The organism is Planosporangium mesophilum (assembly GCF_016863255.1).
GTDB lineage: Bacteria > Actinomycetota > Actinomycetes > Mycobacteriales > Micromonosporaceae > Planosporangium > Planosporangium mesophilum.
On record NZ_BOON01000053.1, the window covers coordinates 1 to 15,989 of the forward strand.

Annotated in this window: 17 protein-coding genes; 12 read left to right on the forward strand and 5 right to left on the reverse strand. The window is 72.0% G+C overall.

The window, feature by feature from the left end; genetic code table 11:
• Positions 1 to 266: 266 nt before the first annotated feature.
• From Pme01_RS25375 to Pme01_RS25390, 4 genes are all read right to left on the reverse strand, one after another.
• Positions 267 to 647 carry an STAS domain-containing protein gene (locus Pme01_RS25375; protein ID WP_168117466.1) on the reverse strand — a complete coding sequence of 127 codons (381 nt, stop codon included), beginning with the start codon at positions 645 to 647 and terminating at the stop codon, positions 267 to 269.
• Positions 648 to 772: 125 nt separating this feature from the next.
• Positions 773 to 1,348: an isochorismatase family protein gene (locus Pme01_RS25380; RefSeq protein ID WP_168117467.1), complete on the reverse strand. Its 576-nt coding sequence runs from the start codon at positions 1,346 to 1,348 to the stop codon at positions 773 to 775.
• On the reverse strand, positions 1,345 to 2,646 hold the full coding sequence (locus Pme01_RS25385; protein ID WP_168117468.1) for a nicotinate phosphoribosyltransferase: 1,302 nt from the start codon (positions 2,644 to 2,646) through the stop codon (positions 1,345 to 1,347). Before Pme01_RS25385 ends, Pme01_RS25380 begins: the two co-directional genes overlap by 4 nt.
• A 32-nt stretch (positions 2,647 to 2,678) precedes the next feature.
• Positions 2,679 to 5,303 (reverse strand): LuxR C-terminal-related transcriptional regulator, encoded by a 2,625-nt coding sequence (locus Pme01_RS25390; protein WP_168117469.1) that lies wholly within the window; start codon positions 5,301 to 5,303, stop codon positions 2,679 to 2,681.
• A gap of 179 nt (positions 5,304 to 5,482) precedes the next feature.
• Here Pme01_RS25390 and Pme01_RS25395 point away from each other — a divergent pair, with 179 nt between their 5' ends.
• The 6 genes from Pme01_RS25395 to Pme01_RS25420 all read left to right on the forward strand — a co-directional run bounded on the left by Pme01_RS25395 (position 5,483) and on the right by Pme01_RS25420 (position 9,928).
• Positions 5,483 to 7,186 (forward strand): GTPase, encoded by a 1,704-nt coding sequence (locus Pme01_RS25395; protein WP_168117470.1) that lies wholly within the window; start codon positions 5,483 to 5,485, stop codon positions 7,184 to 7,186.
• An 83-nt stretch (positions 7,187 to 7,269) separates the two neighbouring features.
• Positions 7,270 to 7,560, forward strand: coding sequence for an ATP-dependent Clp protease adapter ClpS (gene clpS / locus Pme01_RS25400; protein ID WP_168117471.1), 291 nt, complete (start codon positions 7,270 to 7,272; stop codon positions 7,558 to 7,560).
• Complete coding sequence (locus Pme01_RS25405; protein WP_168117472.1) at positions 7,560 to 8,051, forward strand: DUF2017 family protein; 492 nt, start codon at positions 7,560 to 7,562, stop codon at positions 8,049 to 8,051. Before clpS ends, Pme01_RS25405 begins: the two co-directional genes overlap by 1 nt.
• A gap of 62 nt (positions 8,052 to 8,113) precedes the next feature.
• The gene (locus tag Pme01_RS25410; RefSeq protein ID WP_168117473.1) at positions 8,114 to 8,605 is read left to right on the forward strand and encodes a M67 family metallopeptidase; all 492 of its coding nucleotides are present in this window, start codon (positions 8,114 to 8,116) and stop codon (positions 8,603 to 8,605) included.
• A 74-nt stretch (positions 8,606 to 8,679) separates the two neighbouring features.
• Positions 8,680 to 8,973 carry a MoaD family protein gene (locus tag Pme01_RS25415; RefSeq protein ID WP_168117474.1) on the forward strand — a complete coding sequence of 98 codons (294 nt, stop codon included), beginning with the start codon at positions 8,680 to 8,682 and terminating at the stop codon, positions 8,971 to 8,973.
• Between the two features lie 4 nt (positions 8,974 to 8,977).
• Positions 8,978 to 9,928, forward strand: coding sequence for a PLP-dependent cysteine synthase family protein (locus Pme01_RS25420; protein ID WP_168117475.1), 951 nt, complete (start codon positions 8,978 to 8,980; stop codon positions 9,926 to 9,928).
• 61 nt (positions 9,929 to 9,989) lie between these two features.
• Here Pme01_RS25420 and Pme01_RS25425 read toward each other — a convergent pair whose 3' ends face one another.
• Positions 9,990 to 10,406 (reverse strand): hypothetical protein, encoded by a 417-nt coding sequence (locus tag Pme01_RS25425; RefSeq protein WP_168117476.1) that lies wholly within the window; start codon positions 10,404 to 10,406, stop codon positions 9,990 to 9,992.
• A gap of 186 nt (positions 10,407 to 10,592) precedes the next feature.
• On the opposite strand from Pme01_RS25425, the gene murI reads away from it, so the two are divergent.
• The 6 genes from murI (at position 10,593) to rdgB (ending at position 15,941) form a co-directional block, all read left to right on the forward strand.
• Positions 10,593 to 11,405, forward strand: coding sequence for a glutamate racemase (gene murI, locus Pme01_RS25430; RefSeq protein ID WP_168117477.1), 813 nt, complete (start codon positions 10,593 to 10,595; stop codon positions 11,403 to 11,405).
• Positions 11,406 to 11,427: 22 nt separating this feature from the next.
• Positions 11,428 to 12,177, forward strand: a complete 750-nt coding sequence (locus tag Pme01_RS25435; protein ID WP_168117478.1) for an MBL fold metallo-hydrolase — start codon at positions 11,428 to 11,430, stop codon at positions 12,175 to 12,177.
• A gap of 80 nt (positions 12,178 to 12,257) precedes the next feature.
• On the forward strand, positions 12,258 to 13,403 hold the full coding sequence (locus tag Pme01_RS25440; protein WP_168117479.1) for a glycosyltransferase family 4 protein: 1,146 nt from the start codon (positions 12,258 to 12,260) through the stop codon (positions 13,401 to 13,403).
• A gap of 184 nt (positions 13,404 to 13,587) precedes the next feature.
• Positions 13,588 to 14,586 carry a YihY/virulence factor BrkB family protein gene (locus tag Pme01_RS25445; protein WP_168117480.1) on the forward strand — a complete coding sequence of 333 codons (999 nt, stop codon included), beginning with the start codon at positions 13,588 to 13,590 and terminating at the stop codon, positions 14,584 to 14,586.
• A gap of 33 nt (positions 14,587 to 14,619) precedes the next feature.
• On the forward strand, positions 14,620 to 15,345 hold the full coding sequence (rph, locus tag Pme01_RS25450) for a ribonuclease PH (RefSeq protein ID WP_168117481.1): 726 nt from the start codon (positions 14,620 to 14,622) through the stop codon (positions 15,343 to 15,345).
• Between the two features lie 2 nt (positions 15,346 to 15,347).
• Complete coding sequence (gene rdgB / locus Pme01_RS25455) at positions 15,348 to 15,941, forward strand: RdgB/HAM1 family non-canonical purine NTP pyrophosphatase (RefSeq protein WP_168117519.1); 594 nt, start codon at positions 15,348 to 15,350, stop codon at positions 15,939 to 15,941.
• Positions 15,942 to 15,989: the final 48 nt, after the last annotated feature.

Here is a 15,989-nt window from a genome sequence, read left to right on the forward strand (position 1 = left end):
TTCCCGGAGCACGCGCCCGGCCACTCGCTGACGAGCCCGCCGGAGGGCGGCGCGACGCCGCTGACGGCCGAGGCGCGCGGTGGTGCCACCTACCAGGAGGACACCTCCGGCGAGCGGTAGGCCCGCGCCGAACGTCGAACGCCCGGCCCCCACGACGTGGGGGCCGGGCGTTCCGCGTTACGGCGTTGAGCCGGGAGCAATGGCGCCACGAGACGGACGGGGCAGCGACCGTTTCTCCCGGATCGACGAGAGGGGGGAGGGGCCGCTCAGGCGACCTGGGAAGCGGGGGACTTGGCCCGCTGGCGGATGGTCCTCGGAGAGACGCCGGGAGCCGGCGGTAGGCCGAGCATCTCGGCCACACCCACGACCGTGAAGAGCTTCGCGATGAACGGGTTGGGGTCGCACACCCGGAACTCCACCCGCAGGTCGTTGCAGATGCGCGTGGCCACCACGAGGGTGCCGACACCGGTGGAGTCCAGGAACGTCACGCCGGCCAGATCGACGACAACGCTGTCGACGTCGCCGGCGGTGAGTGTTGCGGAGATCGCGGCCCGGAGATCAAGGGCCGTGGCGTAGTCGACCTCTCCGTGCAGGGAGATCACGGTTTCGCGATCACCCCGCCGGCGGGTCTGGATCGACAGGCTCACTGCGTCGCCTCCCGCGTATGACCACTCATGCGGTGGCCTTGAGGTGCGGCTAGCGTAACGGACCGACTGTCGACCGCGCTACGTTCCGTATACCGCCGCCTTACTAATTGGCGTACAGGGCCTCCTCACCCCTGAACGACGGGCTGTCCCTTCAGAATCACTCCCGCGGATTGCATCTGGGACAGCGCTTCATCGACAGTAACCTGCGCCACACCGGCTGTCATGTCCAGTAGCACGGTGGGGTGAAAGCCTTCCCGCGCCGCGTCGAGCGCGGTAGCGCGTACGCAGTGGTCGGTCGCGATGCCGACGATGTCGACGGCGTCCACCCCGCGCATCCGCAGCCAGGCCGCCAGACTGACCCCGCCGGCGTGGCCCTCGAAACCGGAGTACGCGGCCGCGTGGTCACCCTTCGTGAAAACCGCCTCGATCCGGTCGGTGTCGAGGTTGGCGTGGAACGCCTGCCCGGCCGTACCGGCGACGCAGTGCGCCGGCCACGTGTCGACGTAGTCCGGCTGGTCGGAGAAGTGCCCGCCCGGGTCGATGTGGTGATCCTGGGTGGCCACGACGTGGTCCCACTGACCCTCGTCCGCCGCGAGGGCCGCCGAGATGGCGCTCGCGACCCCGGTACCGCCGCCGACGGCGAGCGACCCGCCCTCGCAGAAGTCGTTCTGCACGTCGACGATGATCAAGGCGTGGCTCATCCGCTCTCCTTCGTGCTCGCCGGTTGGCAGACCACCGGGATGGTCGGCTCACCCTGGGACAGCTTCAGGCCCTCCCACGGTATCGAGATCAAATTATGGCGGAGCAGTTCCCGGGAGTCTTCCAGGGTCGGCAGGTCGGGCACGATCTCGCCGCCCCGCACGTACGGGCGCTGCAGTGGCCGGTCGTGCGGCCTCGGCTCCGGGCTGCCCTGCGGCACGATGATCTCCTCGGTGGCCGTACCGGTCGGCTTGTGCCGGCGTACCGCGGTCTTGCGGCCGCCGACGGTGGCCTTGTTCTCCGACCGCTTGACCACCGGCTTGCCGTCGACCTCGACCAGCTTGTAGACCAGCCCGGCGGTCGGCGCGCCGGAGCCGACGACGACCGCCGTGCCGGCGCCGTACGCGTCGACCGGCTCGGCGGCCAGCGACGCGATCGCGTACTCGTCGAGGTCGCCGGAGACCACGATCCTGGTCTCGGTGGCGCCCAGCTCGTCGAGCAGGTCCCGGGACTGCTGCGCGAGCATGGACAGGTCGCCGGAGTCGATGCGGATGGCGCCCAGGTCCGGGCCCGCGACCGCGACCGCGTTGCGGATGCCCTGGCTGATGTCGTACGTGTCGACCAGCAGCGTGGTGTCCTTGCTGAAGGTGGCCACCTGCGAGGCGAACGCGGCCCTCTCGTCGTCGTGCAGCAGCGTGAACGCGTGGGCCGCGGTCCCCGCCGTCGGGATCCCGTACCGGCGGCCGGCCGCCAGGTTGGAGGTCGAGGCGAAGCCGGCCAGGTAGGCGGAGCGGGCCGCGGCGACCGCGGCCTCCTCATGGGTACGCCGGGAGCCCATCTCGATCAGCGGCCGTCCCCGGGCGGCCGTGACCATGCGGGCGGCCGCCGACGCGATCGCGCAGTCGTGGTTGAGCACCGAGAGCACGAACGTCTCCAGCACGACGCACTCGGCGAAGGTGCCGCTCACGGTGAGGATGGGGGAGTTGGGAAAGTACAGCTCGCCCTCGGCGTACCCGTCGATGTCGCCGCTGAACCGGTAGCGTCGCAGCCAGTCGGCGGTGCGGTCGTCGACCACCTGGCGGTCCCGCAGCCACTCCACGATCTCCGGCGTGAAGGTGAAGTCCCGCAACTGCTCGATGATCCGGCCGGTTCCGGCCACCACGCCGTAGCGGCGGCCCAGCGGCAGCCGCCGGCCGAACACCTCGAACACGCACTGCCGGTCGGCCGTGCCGTCCCGCAGGGCGGCCGACAGCATCGTCAGCTCGTAGTGGTCCGTGTACAGGGCGATATCCGAGTTCACGGATCAGAGCCTAATGCGCCGGGCCGCCCGGGTTACTCGTCGGTGGGCAGTGCCCGGAGCGCGCCGGCCAGCTCGGCCCGGCCGGCGACGCCGAGTTTCGCGTACACCCGGAGCAGGTGGTTGTCGACCGTGCGCGAGGACAGGTAGAGCTTGTCCGCGATCTCCTTGCTGGGCACGCCGGCCGCGGCGAGCTTGGCGATCTGGCGTTCCCGCGTGGTCAGCGCCGGCCGGGCCACCACCAGGGTCGGGATCTTCACCCCTTCGCAGCGCTGCAGCAGCACGGTGAGCAGCTCCGACGCGGTCGTGGTCTGGGGCGAGCGGGCGGCCCGCAGCAGCGGGATCGCGCCGGCGGCGGCCTCCGCCGCGTACAGCGACAGGCCCAGGTCGGCGAAGGCCTCGGCGGCGCCGAGCAGGCCGCCGCCGTCGGCCGACGCCGCGGCCCGGGCGTGCCAGGCCATCACGGGTGCGAGCGGCCCCTGGATGACGCCCGCGAGGTAGGCCAGGCGCTCGACCACGTCGCCGGCGCGGCCGAGCCGTACCAGGTCGTGCAGGGCGTGCAGCTCGTACCCGGCGAACCCGTCCGCGCGCAGCCGCCCGATCAGGTCCGAGAGCACCTCGACCCCGGTACGGGCCTCGCCCGAGCAGATCGCGACCCAGGCCCGGGCCTGCTCGAGCCACGGGTACAGGATGTTCATGGTGGGCCGGTGGCAGGCGTCGCACTCGGCCATCGCCCGGGCCGCCAGCGCGTGGTCGCCGGAGAGCGCCGCCACGTGCGCCCGCTCGGCGTTGGCCAGCGCCCCGTACACGTGGCCGGCCGCGAGCGTCGCGGCCGCCTGGCCGGCGAAGCGGGCGGCGTCGGGCAGCCGGCCGCGCAGCCGGGCGGCCTGCGCCCGGACCAGCGTGACGTAGCCCGCGCCCAGGTGGAAGTCGCCGGCGTCGGCGAGGCCGGCGAACTCCGCGGCCACCATCGCCCGTACCGCGCCGAGGTCGCCGGCGAGGATCATCGCGGTGCCCCGGGCGAGTTCGACGGCGAGCTGGATGTAGGGCGCCTCGAGCCGCCACCGCGGCGCGTCGGCGTCCACCACCGCCATCGCGCGCAGGGTCTGTACGAACGCGCCCCGCGCCGCCTGCAGGTGCGCGACCGTACCGGCGGCGAGCGCCCGCGGCGCCGGCTCGGCTTCGGCGTCGTCCAGGACGCTCTGGGCCAGCTCGAGCGCGGTCTCGTGCTCGCCGCGGTGCAGGTGCATGATCGATTCGACCGCGCGGACCCCGGCCCGCGCGGCCGGCTCGGTGATCTGTTCCGCGTCCTTGGACAGCCGGGCCGCCGCGCACTCCTCGGCCAGCCCCCAGTACAGGACGCTGGCCCGGACGCTCAGCCAGTCCGCGCGCTGGCGGTCGTCGGTGACCAGGTCGCCCGCCAGGTCGAGGACGGCGAGCGCCTCGGCCGGCTGGTCGGCGAACATCAGCAGGGTGCCGAGGGTCAACGCGGCCTCGAACCCCGCGCCCGCGTTGACCGCCGCGCGCGCCAGCCGGATCGCGAGTGGGATGTTGTAGCCGGCGGACGCCTGCCGGGCGGCGTCCAGCAGCTGGCGCGGGTCGCGGGCGGTGTCGCTGTCCAGCCTCCAGACCGCGACCCGGAGCAGGTCGTCACGCCGGCGGCTGCCCACTCCGTCGACCAGGTCGGCGAGCTCGGCCAGCAGCCGCCGGAACCGGGTGACCGGGCAGCGTTGGCGCACCACCTCGGCGTACAGCGGATGGGCGAGGCGGACGTTGGCCCGGCGGTCGTCGGGCACCACCCGGATGAGCTGGCGCTCCTCGGCCTGCTCGACCGCGGCGGCGTCGGTGGCCCGTACCAGCATCTGCAGCCCGATCGGCTCACCGAACGCCACCAGTTCCAGCACGTCCCGTACCTCGGTGGTGAGCTGGCCGATGCGGGCGTCGATCACCTCGGTCAGGGTCGGGATCAGCTCGAAGCGGCCGGTCCACCGCCAGACCCCGTACGACGAGGTGATCTCCTCGCCGGCGCGCGCCGCCAGCACCAGTTCGCGCAGCAGCAGGGCGTTGCCCTGGGACAGCTGACACAGCCGGTCCACCGACGCGGAGTCCACCGGGCCGCCGAACACCCGGCTCAGCAGCTCGGCGACCTCGTCCTGGGTAAGCGGGCCGAGCTCGACGCGTTCTACCAGGTCATCCGTCCATAGTGCCCGGACCGGGTCGGGTACGGGCTCGCCGGTGCGTACCGTCGCGAGGATCGTGGTGCGCTCGTTGTGGGCGAGGTAGTAGATCAGCGTCGCCGACAGTGGGTCCAGCAGGTGCCCGTCGTCGATCGCGAGCACGACGGGCCGCCCGGCGGCGCGTTGGCGCAGGGCGTCCACGGCCCACCGCAGCAGGCCGGAGGTGGAGGCGGGGGCGGGTTGGTCCGCGGGTAGCACCTGTGACAGGCTGCCCAGCGGCAGCCCCGCGGTGGCCGTGTTGGCCGTCGCCGACCAGACCGACAGGCGCTCCGTGTCCAGGGTCGCGACCGCCTCACGGAGCAGCCGGCTCTTGCCGATGCCGGCAGCACCGCCCAGGATCAGGCCACGGCCGGTGGCGCCTGCGGCCGCCTCGGTCAGCCGGGCCAGCTCCTCCACTCGCCCGACGAAACTCCACGGAGGCACTGTCGCAGCATATAGATGTTCCCGTTACTGTGCGCTCCCTTGAAAGTACCAAAGTTTGAGTAGTGCTTCGTCCGTCCTTTGAGTACCGTCGCTCCTGCCCCCGTAAGTGACCGTTCACGTAGCGTTCGCGTGCCGACCGGCAACGGGGTTGGTTGGTCCGGATCCCAGGAGGGTGGCGCATGAAGTCGGCAGTGCCACGTACGCCGATGGCGACCCTCGGGGCGGGTCCGCCCACCGGGTCGGCCGCGGTGTCCGACGGTGGGGCCGTCCCGACCGGTAGGCCGGACATCGGCGGTATGCCCGACGTCGCCCGTACGCCGGAGGTCACCGGTATGCCGGAGGTCACCGGTATGCCGGACGTCGCCGCCGCGCCGGACGCCGGCCGGGTGTCGACGGTCGTGGTCGCGGGTGCTCCCGGCTGCGGCAAGAGTTCGGTGACGAACGCGCTGCTGGGGACGCCGGCGGCGGAGCTGGTACCGGTGGCCGGCGAATCGGATGACGCCGGTGCCACCGTGGTCGCCCGGTCGGAAACCTCGGCCTTCGTGTCCTTCCGCCGCGGCGACCGGCCGATGGCGTACGCGTACGTGCCCGGCCGGCGCTCGCCCCGCCCGCTCGGCGTCGAGCAGGTCCTTGCCGGCGACGCGGCGACGCTGGCACGCGACGGCCTCGGCCGCCCGCCGCGCCGCGTCGAGGTGCTGCACCCCGCCGACCTGCTGCACCACGTCAACCTGGTCGACACGCCCGGCATCGGCGGCTTTGATCAGGTGTACACCGATATCGTGCTGGATGGGCTGGACGAACGCACCGCGCTCCTGTTCGTGACCGAGGCCACCACCGCGCTTCAGCCGGCCCAGTTGGACTTCCTCGCCCAGGTGGATCAGCGCGACGTACCCGTGATCTTCGCGCTGACCAAGATCGATGCCGTTCCGCAGTGGCCGGCGGTCCTGTCGGCCGACCAGAAGCTCGTGCACGACCACGCGCCGCGCCTGGCCACCGCCCCGTGGTACGCGCTGAGCACCCGGTACGGCTGTGACGGCGCGCCACCCGCCGGGGTGGAGGAGGCGGCCCGCGGCCTGGCCGGGCTGGGCGTCGACGCCCTGCGGCGGGCGATCAGCGAGCCGCCGCCGGGGGAGCGGGCACCGCTGGCGACGCCGGCTGTTCAGGCGGTCCCGGTCCAGCGGAAAGCCGCGGGTCAGAACCCGGCGGCACCCCGCGTCGCCGCTGGCGTCACCGACGAGCGCTGGACCCAGGTCCTCGACGACGAGATCCAGACCCACCGCACCGCCGCCGGTCAGCGGCTGGCCATGGACCTGACCGCCATCCATGCCCGGTGCGTGCGGTCGACCGACTCCCCGGAGGGCTGCGCGCGCCTGGCGCACGTCGTCGACCGGGAGCTGCACGCGCTCTCGGTCCGGGCGACCCGGTCCGTCGACGACGCCGCCGCGGCGATCATGCGTCGGCTGTTCACCGAGATCCTGGAGGCCCGGCCGGACCGGGCCGCGCTGCAGCGCATCCGCCGCGCCACCCGGCGCGCGGTCGAGGAGGCCGAGGCGGGCGTGCCCGACTGGAACCGCGTGTTGCTGGTCACCTCGACGTCGGGGATCGCCGTGACGACGGGGCGCGGCGCGGTCGCGGCGCTGGCGGCCGTCGCGCCCCGGCCGGTCGAGGAGGAACTGCTGCCGCCGATCGGGGTGGGCCTGAGTGCCGTCTGCTACCTGGCCGGCCACCGCGGCACCGACCGTAGCCGGCAGTGGCTGCGGCAGGCGGTACAGACCCTCGAGACCCACCTGGGCCGCGAACTCACGTGGCGCTTCGATTACCTGCGGGAGGCGCTTGCCGTGGTGGCCCTGGACACCGTGGAACACGGCGTACTCCTAGCCTGATCGACTGCCCCCCGACAGCGACAACCGCGCCGCCACCCGGCGCGGTTGTCGCTATCCCGGCCGGCTGAGGGAAGAATGGCGTTATGGCTGCTCCACAGGTCACACCACTCGAGACCCCTGACATCGCCGAGGTGCCGGCGACCGATCGACCCTGGGTGACGATCGTGTGGAACGATCCGGTCAACCTCATGAGCTATGTGACCTGGGTCTTCCAGAAGCTCTTCGGGTACAGCCGGGAGAAGGCCGAGCGCCTGATGCTCGACGTGCACCACAAGGGCAGGGCGATCGTCTCCAGCGGCGCGCGGGAGCGCATGGAGCACGACGCGTCCCAGCTGCACGGGTACGGGCTGTGGGCAACGGTGGACCAGTCTTGATGTTCATCCGCGAGGGCGACGCATGCGTCGGTCACTTCGACTCCACCGGCGCGGCCGTGCTCCAGCAGGTCATGATCGAGGTTGTCGCGCTGCTGTCGGAGCGGCTCGACCGCGAGGACCCGGTGGTGGCGCGGCTGTTCCCGGACGTCTACCGGGACGACCCGCAGGGCTCCGCCGACCTGCGCCGGTACATCGAGGCCGACCTCAGGTCCGCCAAGCTGGACCAGGCCGGGGCGATGCTCGCCGCACTGCCGCCGGACGGCGGTGAGGTGCGCCTGTCCGAGGAGCAGGCCGAGGCGTGGCTGCGAGGGCTCACCGACGCCCGGCTCGCGCTCGGCATGCAACTGGGCATCACCGACGAGACCGATCTCGTCGACGAGATGGACGAGGCGGTGCTGCACGACCCGGTCTCGGTGCGGGTGGCCCGGCTGTCCGTGTACGCGTACCTCAGTGAGCTGCAGGAGTCACTGGTCGAGGCGCTCGCGGGGTGACCCCGGCCATGTGTTGACGCTCACCTGACGCCCGGTGCGGAAACTTCGGTAGTCTGGGGCGCGTGCTGACCATCGACGCCGCGATTCTGGACGCGATCGTTGCGCACGCCCGCCGGGACCACCCGGACGAGGCGTGCGGGATCGTGGCCGGTGCGATCGGGTCGGACCAGCCGACCCGCCACGTCGCGATGGACAACGCGGAGCGCTCCCCGACCTTCTACCGCTTCGACTCGGGCGAGCAGTTGCGGGTGTGGCGGGAGATGGACGACCTCGACGAGGAGCCGGTGGTCATCTACCACTCGCACACCGCGACCGAGGCCTACCCGTCGCGTACCGACATCGGTCTCGCGGCGTACCCCGACGCGCACTACATGCTGGTGTCGACCCGGGAACCGGAGACCACCGAGATCCGGTCGTACCGGATCCTGGACGGAGTCGTGACCGAGGAGCCGGTGCGCGTCGTCAACGCGGACGTGGACCAGCACGCCGTTCAGTCCTACATGTTCGGGCAGAGCCCGGCGGCTGTCGACTACGAGTGTCGCGCCGGCAACTGACGCCGCCCGCGGTCCCCTTTCGACGTCACTGCTGTCCCACTCCGTCTGTCCGACTTATGAGGAGCACCGAAATCATGGCCATCGAGGTTCGCATCCCGACGATCCTTCGCTCGTACACCGGCGGCGCGAAGTCCGTCGAGGGCAGCGGCGACACGCTCGCCGACCTACTCACCGACCTGGACAGCCGGTACGCCGGCATCCGCGGCCGCCTGATCACCGAAGAGGGTGCGCTGCACCGCTTCGTCAACATCTACGTCAACGACGAGGATGTCCGGTTCATCGGCAGCCTCGACGCCAAGCTGAACGACGGCGACAACGTGACGATCCTGCCCGCCGTGGCCGGCGGCGCGCTCGCGACCTGGAGCTGACCTGATGGCCCGCTACGAGTCACTTCTGGACGCGTGCGGCAACACCCCACTGGTCGGCCTGCCCCGGCTGTCTCCCAGCGCCGACGTGCGGCTGTGGGCCAAGCTCGAGGACCGCAACCCCACCGGCAGCATCAAGGACCGGCCCGCGTTCTGGATGGTGCGGGCCGCCGAGGAGGCCGGCCGGCTGCGCCCCGGCGACACGATCCTGGAGCCGACCAGTGGCAACACCGGCATCGCGCTGGCGATGGTGGCGAAGCTGCGCGGGTACCGGCTGGTCTGCGTCATGCCGGAGAACGTCTCCAGCGAGCGGGTGGCGCTGCTGCGCATGTACGGGGCGGAGATCATCTTCTCGCCGGCCGCCGGCGGCTCGAACCGGGCCGTCGCGATGGCGAAGGAGATCGCCGCCGAGCACCCCGACTGGGTGATGCTCTTCCAGTACGGCAACGAGGCCAACGCCCGGGCGCACTACGAGAGCACCGGCCCCGAGCTGCTGCGGGACCTGCCGACGATCACGCACTTCGTCGGCGGCCTGGGTACCACCGGCACGCTGATGGGCGTCGGGCGGTACCTGCGGGAGAAGGTCGACGGTATCGAGATCGTGGCCGCCGAGCCGCGCTACGGCGAGCTGGTGTACGGGCTGCGCAACATCGACGAGGGGTACGTCCCGGAGCTCTACGACGCCGCGGTGCTGACCCGCCGGTTCTCGGTCGGTACCCGTGACGCCGTCCTGCGTACCCGACAGCTCGTCGAGGTCGAGGGGCTGTTCGTCGGCTTCTCCACCGGGGCGGTCCTGCACGCCGCCCTCGCGGTGGCGCACGAGGCGGTCAAGGCCGGCAAGCGCGCCGACGTGGCGTTCGTGGTGGCCGACGCCGGCTGGAAGTACCTGTCGACGGGCGCCTACACCGGCACCCTCGGCGAGGCCGAGGAGTCCCTGGAAGGCCAGCTCTGGGCCTGATCCCATCCACCGCTCACGACGGCGGCCCTCCCGGTACCGGGAGGGCCGCCGTCGTATCGGGTCACAGCAGCAGGGTGACCCCGAAGCAGAGCGCCTCGGCCGCCGTGGCGACGCCGAGCAGCTGCCACGGCAGCCGGTCCCTGTGGAGGCTGGCGAAGGCGGCGACGGTCGCCGCGATGCCGGGCACGCCGAGGGCGAAGGCGACGAGCAGGTACCACATCGGGATGTGGGTGAAGATGCCGAACACGATCCGTACGCCGATGATCAGCCCGATGAAGCCGAGCGTCGCCGCCCACGTGCAGACGCCGAGAAGTCGGCGTAGTCGCACGTCCGGGTCGGGTGTGCCGGGCATTCTCAGGTCGGCCAGCGCCTCGCGGGCCTCCTGCGTGGGTAGCCGCTGCGACAGGCGCACGGCGACAGGGTGGAACCTGGACCTGGTCTTCGTCGCCACCGTAGGGGTGGCGGACTTGCCGCTCATGGGCGGTGCCCTCCCTTTTGAACCCGGTGTCGTCAAACAGCGCGACTGTACGACTTCACTGACTGCAACGAGCTAGTTGACCTTGCGTAATGGGTACCGATGTGTCCCGAGCTTGGGTGTCACCTTGGTGACATGTAGCGCGTGATGTCGGGAGGGAGCCCCGGCGGGCGGCGTAGGCTGCGCTGCGTGACGGACGCGCCCATCGGGATCTTCGACTCAGGCGTCGGCGGCCTGACCGTGGCTCGCGCCATCCTCGACCAGTTGCCACATGAGCAGGTCGTGTATGTCGGAGACACCGTGAATGTGCCGTACGGCCCTAAGCCTATAGCCGATGTGCGCCGCTACGCGCTCCAGTGCCTCGACCATCTGGTCGATCAAGGCGTCAAGATGCTGGTGATCGCCTGCAACACCGCCTCGGCGGCGTGTCTGCACGACGCGCGCGAGCGCTACCGGGTACCGGTCATCGAGGTCATCCGGCCGGCCGTGCGCCGTGCCGTGGCGGCCACCCGCAACGGCCACATCGGCGTCATCGGCACCAGGGCGACGGTCACCAGCGGCGCGTACCAGGACGCGTTCGCCGCCGCGCCGCAGGTGACCGTGCACAGCGCCGCCTGCCCGCAGTTCGTCGACTTCGTCGAGCGCGGCGTCACCTCGGGTCGGGCCCTGCTCGGGCTCGCCAGCGCGTACCTGGAGCCGCTCCAGCGCGCCGGGGTCGACACGCTGGTGCTCGGCTGCACCCACTACCCGCTGCTGGCCGGACTGCTCGGACTGGTCATGGGTGACGGTGTCACGCTGGTGTCGAGTGCCGACGAGACCGCGAAGGACGTCTACCGGATGCTGACCGAGCGCGACCTGCTCCGCCCCGACGACGCGCCACCGCCGGTACACCGGTTCGTCGCCACCGGCGACCCCGAGCCGTTCGCCCGCCTGGCGCGCCGGTTCATCGGCCCCGAGGTCGGCGTGGCCGGTGACGGCCCCGTCGTGGAGGTGGCGGCATGAGCGAGCGGTGCGAGGGGGCGGCATGAGGCTGACGATCCTCGGGTGCTCCGGTAGCTTCCCGGGGCCGGAGGCGGCGTGCTCGGCCTATCTGGTCGAGGCCGAGGGGTTCCGCCTGCTCATCGACTTCGGTACCGGCTCGCTGTCGACGCTGCAGCGCTACTGCGGGCTGCACAGCATCGACGCGATCCTGCTGTCGCACCTGCACGCCGACCACATCTTCGACGCCTGCTCGTACGTGGTGACGCGGCGGTACGCGCCCGGCGGCCCGCTGCCGCCGATCCCGATGTACGCGCCGGCGGGCGCCCCGGAGCGGCTCGCCACGGCGTACGGCGGCCCCGACGAGGGCCCGGTCGACGACGTGTACGCCTTCTACGCGCTCCAGCCCGGCTCGTTCCCGATCGGCCCGATGCAGGTCACCGTCGATCGGGTCAACCATCCGGTCGAGACCTACGGCGTACGCGTGGAGCACGGCGGGCGGGTGCTGGCGTACTCGGGCGACACCGCGGCCTGCGAGGCGCTGGTCCGCCTGGCCCACGGCGCCGACGCGTTCCTGTGCGAGGCGAGCTACCTCGACGGTGCGGAGAACCCGCCCGACCTGCACCTGACCGGCCGTGAGGCGGGCGAGCACGCGGCGAAGGCCGGCGTCGGCCGGCTGCTGCTGACCCACCTCGTACCGGCGTGGGGGGACGAACTGTCCACGGTCGAGGCGGCGTCCACCGCCTTCGCCGGGCCCGTCGAGATCGTCCGCCCCGGCTGCCGGTACGAGATCTAGGACGATCTCGTCGCTCACATTTCGCCCTTCCGTCAACGTCGATTGGTCTGCTGCACCCGGCGGCCCCGCACCGTGAGGGCATGCGGATCGCGATCATCACCGAGTCGTTCCCGCCCGACGTCAACGGCGTCGCGCACTCAGTGGTACGGGTGGCCGAACACCTGCTGAGCCGCGGCCACACCCCGCTGGTCATCGCGCCGCAGCCGGCCTCCGGCTGCCGGGCCGTCACCGGCCAGCTGCCGTACCCCGTCATCCGGGTTCCCTCGCTGCCGACGCCGGGGTACCCCAGCTTCCGCCTCGGCCTGCCCAGCCGCCGCATCGCCGCGGCGCTCCGCGAGCACCGTGCCGACCTGGTACACCTGGCCAGCCCGTTCGTGCTCGGCGCCCGCGGCGTCAGCGTCGCCCGCGGGCTCGGCCTGCCGACCGTGGCGGTGTACCAGACCGACGTCCCCGCGTACGCCGCCCTCTACCGCGGGTTCGGCTGGGGCGAGGAGGCGGCCTGGCGGTGGCTGCGCCGCATCCACAACGCCGCCGACCGTACCCTCGCCCCGTCCACCGCGACCGCGACGGCGCTGATGGGCCACGACATCGAGCGGGTGTGGCTATGGCGGCGCGGCGTCGACGCCGCCCGCTTCACCCCGCAGCTGCGCAGCCCGGCGCTGCGCAGCGCGCTCGCCCCCGGCGGTGAGGTCATCGTCGGCTACGTCGGGCGGCTGGCCCCCGAGAAGCGCGTCGACCTGCTGGCGCCGGTGACGAGGCTGCCCGGGGTACGGGTGGTGATCGTGGGTGACGGACCGGCGCGGGCGTCGCTGCGCAGGGCGATGCCGGACGCGGTCTTCCTGGGCGCCCGCCACGGCGGCCAACTCGCCCGCCTCTACGCCAGCTTCGACGTGTTCGCGCACACCGGCCCGTACGAGACCTTCGGCCAGACCGTCCAGGAGGCCCTCGCCAGTGGGCTGCCGGTGGTCGCCCCGGCGGCCGGCGGGCCACTGGACCTCGTCGAGCCGGGGCGCACCGGGTACCTGGTACCCCCGTGTGACGCCGCGGCGCTGACCGGCGCGGTGGCCGGCCTGGTCGCCGACCCGGCGCGCCGCGCCGAGTTCGGCGCCAACGCCCGCGCCGCGGTGGAAGGCCGCGGCTGGGCCGCCGTCGGCGACGAGCTGATCGGCCACTACGTGGCCGTGCACGGCGGCTCGCCGGCCACGCGGGTCGGAGTCGCGGCGTGAGAGTCGTCCGCCTGGCCGCCTTTGTCATGCCCCGCTCGGGCGGCCTGTTCAACGCCCGTACCGCCGACAGCTACGACCGCTGCGCGGGAAATCCCCGCCCGTCGGGGTGACCGGGGATGCCAATGACGGTTCGCCGTGCCCCGTCCAGGGAAACACCCAGGTGTATCCCCGGAAGGAGCACACGGTGAACCAGCCACCCGCCGAGCAGGCACCGACCCAGCCGCAGCCCGGCCCCGAGAGCCCGTCCGACCTTCCCAAGCGCGGTTGGTGGGGCGCGCTCAAGCGCACGATCAAGCAGTTCCAGGACGACAACCTGACGGACTGGGCCGCGGCCCTGACCTACTACGGTGTCCTGTCGATCTTCCCCGGTCTGCTGGTACTCGTGTCGTCGCTGGGCTTCCTCGGGGAGAGCACCGCCAAGACGGTGACCGACACGCTGCAGAGCTTCATGCCGCCGGTGGCCAAGCCGATCATCGGAAACGTGATCAATGGCGCCCGGCAGGCGCCCACCGGGCTGTTCGCCATCCTCGGTCTGCTGGGCGCGCTCTGGTCGGCGTCCGGCTACATCGGAGCGTTCATGCGGGCCGTCAACGCCATCTACGACGTGCCGGAGGGCCGCCCGTTCTGGAAGACCCTGCCGCTGCGTCTCGGCCTGACCGTCCTGGTCGGCGTCCTGCTGGTGGTCAGCGCCCTGACGATCGTCATGACCGGCCGGCTGGCGCAGGTGATCGGCAACCTGCTGCACCTCGGCCACACCGCCGTCGTGGTCTGGGACATCGCGAAGTGGCCGGTCCTGCTGCTGCTGATCAGCCTGGCGTTCGGGCTGCTGTACTACCTCGCGCCCAACGCGCGGCACACCGGCTTCCGCTGGATCACCCCGGGCAGCCTGGTGGCCGTCGTGGTCTGGGCGGTCGCCTCGGTCGGCTTCGGGCTGTACCTGTCGAACTTCGCCTCCTACAACAAGACCTACGGCACCCTGGGCGGCGCCATCGCGTTCCTGGTCTGGCTGTGGATCTCCAACATCGCGCTGCTGATGGGCGCCGAGCTCGACGCGGAACTGGAGCGCGAGCGGGCCATCGAGGGCGGCATGCGGCCCAAGGACAAGGAGCCGTACCTGCCGCTGCGCGACGACAGCAAGGTCAAGGAGGACGAGCACGCCGGCAAGAACAACAGCCTCGGGTAAGAAGCGTCGGCGGCGCCGCATAGGGTGATGGTCATGGCCCGACCTGATGGACGCGCACCGGACGAGCTGCGCCCGGTGACCCTGCAACGTAACTGGAGCATGCACCCCGAAGGTTCGGTGCTCGTCGAGTTCGGCAACACCCGGGTGCTGTGCACGGCCAGCGTCACCGAGGGGGTGCCGCGCTGGCGCAAGGGCTCCGGGCTGGGCTGGGTCACCGCGGAGTACGCGATGCTGCCGCGCGCCACCACCACCCGCGGCGACCGGGAGAGCGTCCGAGGCAAGATCGGCGGGCGTACCCACGAGATCTCCCGGCTGATCGGGCGCAGCCTGCGGGCCTGTGTCGACCTGAAGGCGCTCGGGGAGAACTCGATCGTCCTCGACTGCGACGTGCTGCAGGCCGACGGCGGCACCCGGACCGCGGCCATCACCGGCGCGTACGTGGCGCTGCACGACGCCGTGCACTGGCTCGGCAAGCACGGCTCCCTCAAGGGCTCGCCGGAGAAGGTGCTGCACCGGTCGGTGGCCGCCGTCAGCGTCGGCATCATCGGCGGCGAGCCCCGGCTGGACCTGTGCTACGAGGAGGACGTCGTCGCCGACGTCGACATGAACGTCGTCTGCACCGGCACCGGCGACTTCGTCGAGGTGCAGGGTACCGGTGAGCAGAGCGTGTTCAGCCGCGCCGAGCTGGACGTCCTGGTCGACCTCGGCGCGGCCGGCTGCGCCGAGCTGACCCGCATCCAGCGGGAGGCGCTGTCGTGAGGATGCTGCTGGCCACCCGCAACGCCAAGAAGCTCAAGGAGCTGCGGCGCATCCTCGCCGCGACCGGTACCGACGTCGAACTGGTCGGGCTGGACGACGCCCCGCCGTACCCGCAGACCCCGGAGACCGGGCTGACGTTCGAGGAGAACGCGCTGCTCAAGGCGCGCGACGGAGCGAAGGTGACCGGCCTGCCGACGATCGCGGACGACTCCGGGATCACCGTCGACGTGCTGGGCGGCATGCCGGGTGTGTTCAGCGCCCGGTGGGCCGGGCGGCACGGCGACGACGAGGCCAACTTGCGGCTGGTGCTGGGCCAGGTGGCCGAGGTGCCCGACGAGCACCTGGGCGCCGAGTTCGTGTGCGCGGCGGCGCTGTCCTTCCCCGACGGCCGCGAGTACGTCACCCACGGCCGGCAGCCCGGCAAGCTGATCCGCGAGCCGCGCGGGGAGAACGGGTTCGGCTACGACCCGATCTTCGTGGCCGCCGGCAACACCCGTACCAACGCCGAGTTGACGGCCGAGGAGAAGGACGCGATCAGCCACCGGGGCCAGGCGATGCGGGCCCTCGCGGAGATCATCCGTCAGCAGGGCGGCTGAGCCGGGCGGCCGGCTCAGCCGACCCTGACCGGCACGTCGTAGACGAGC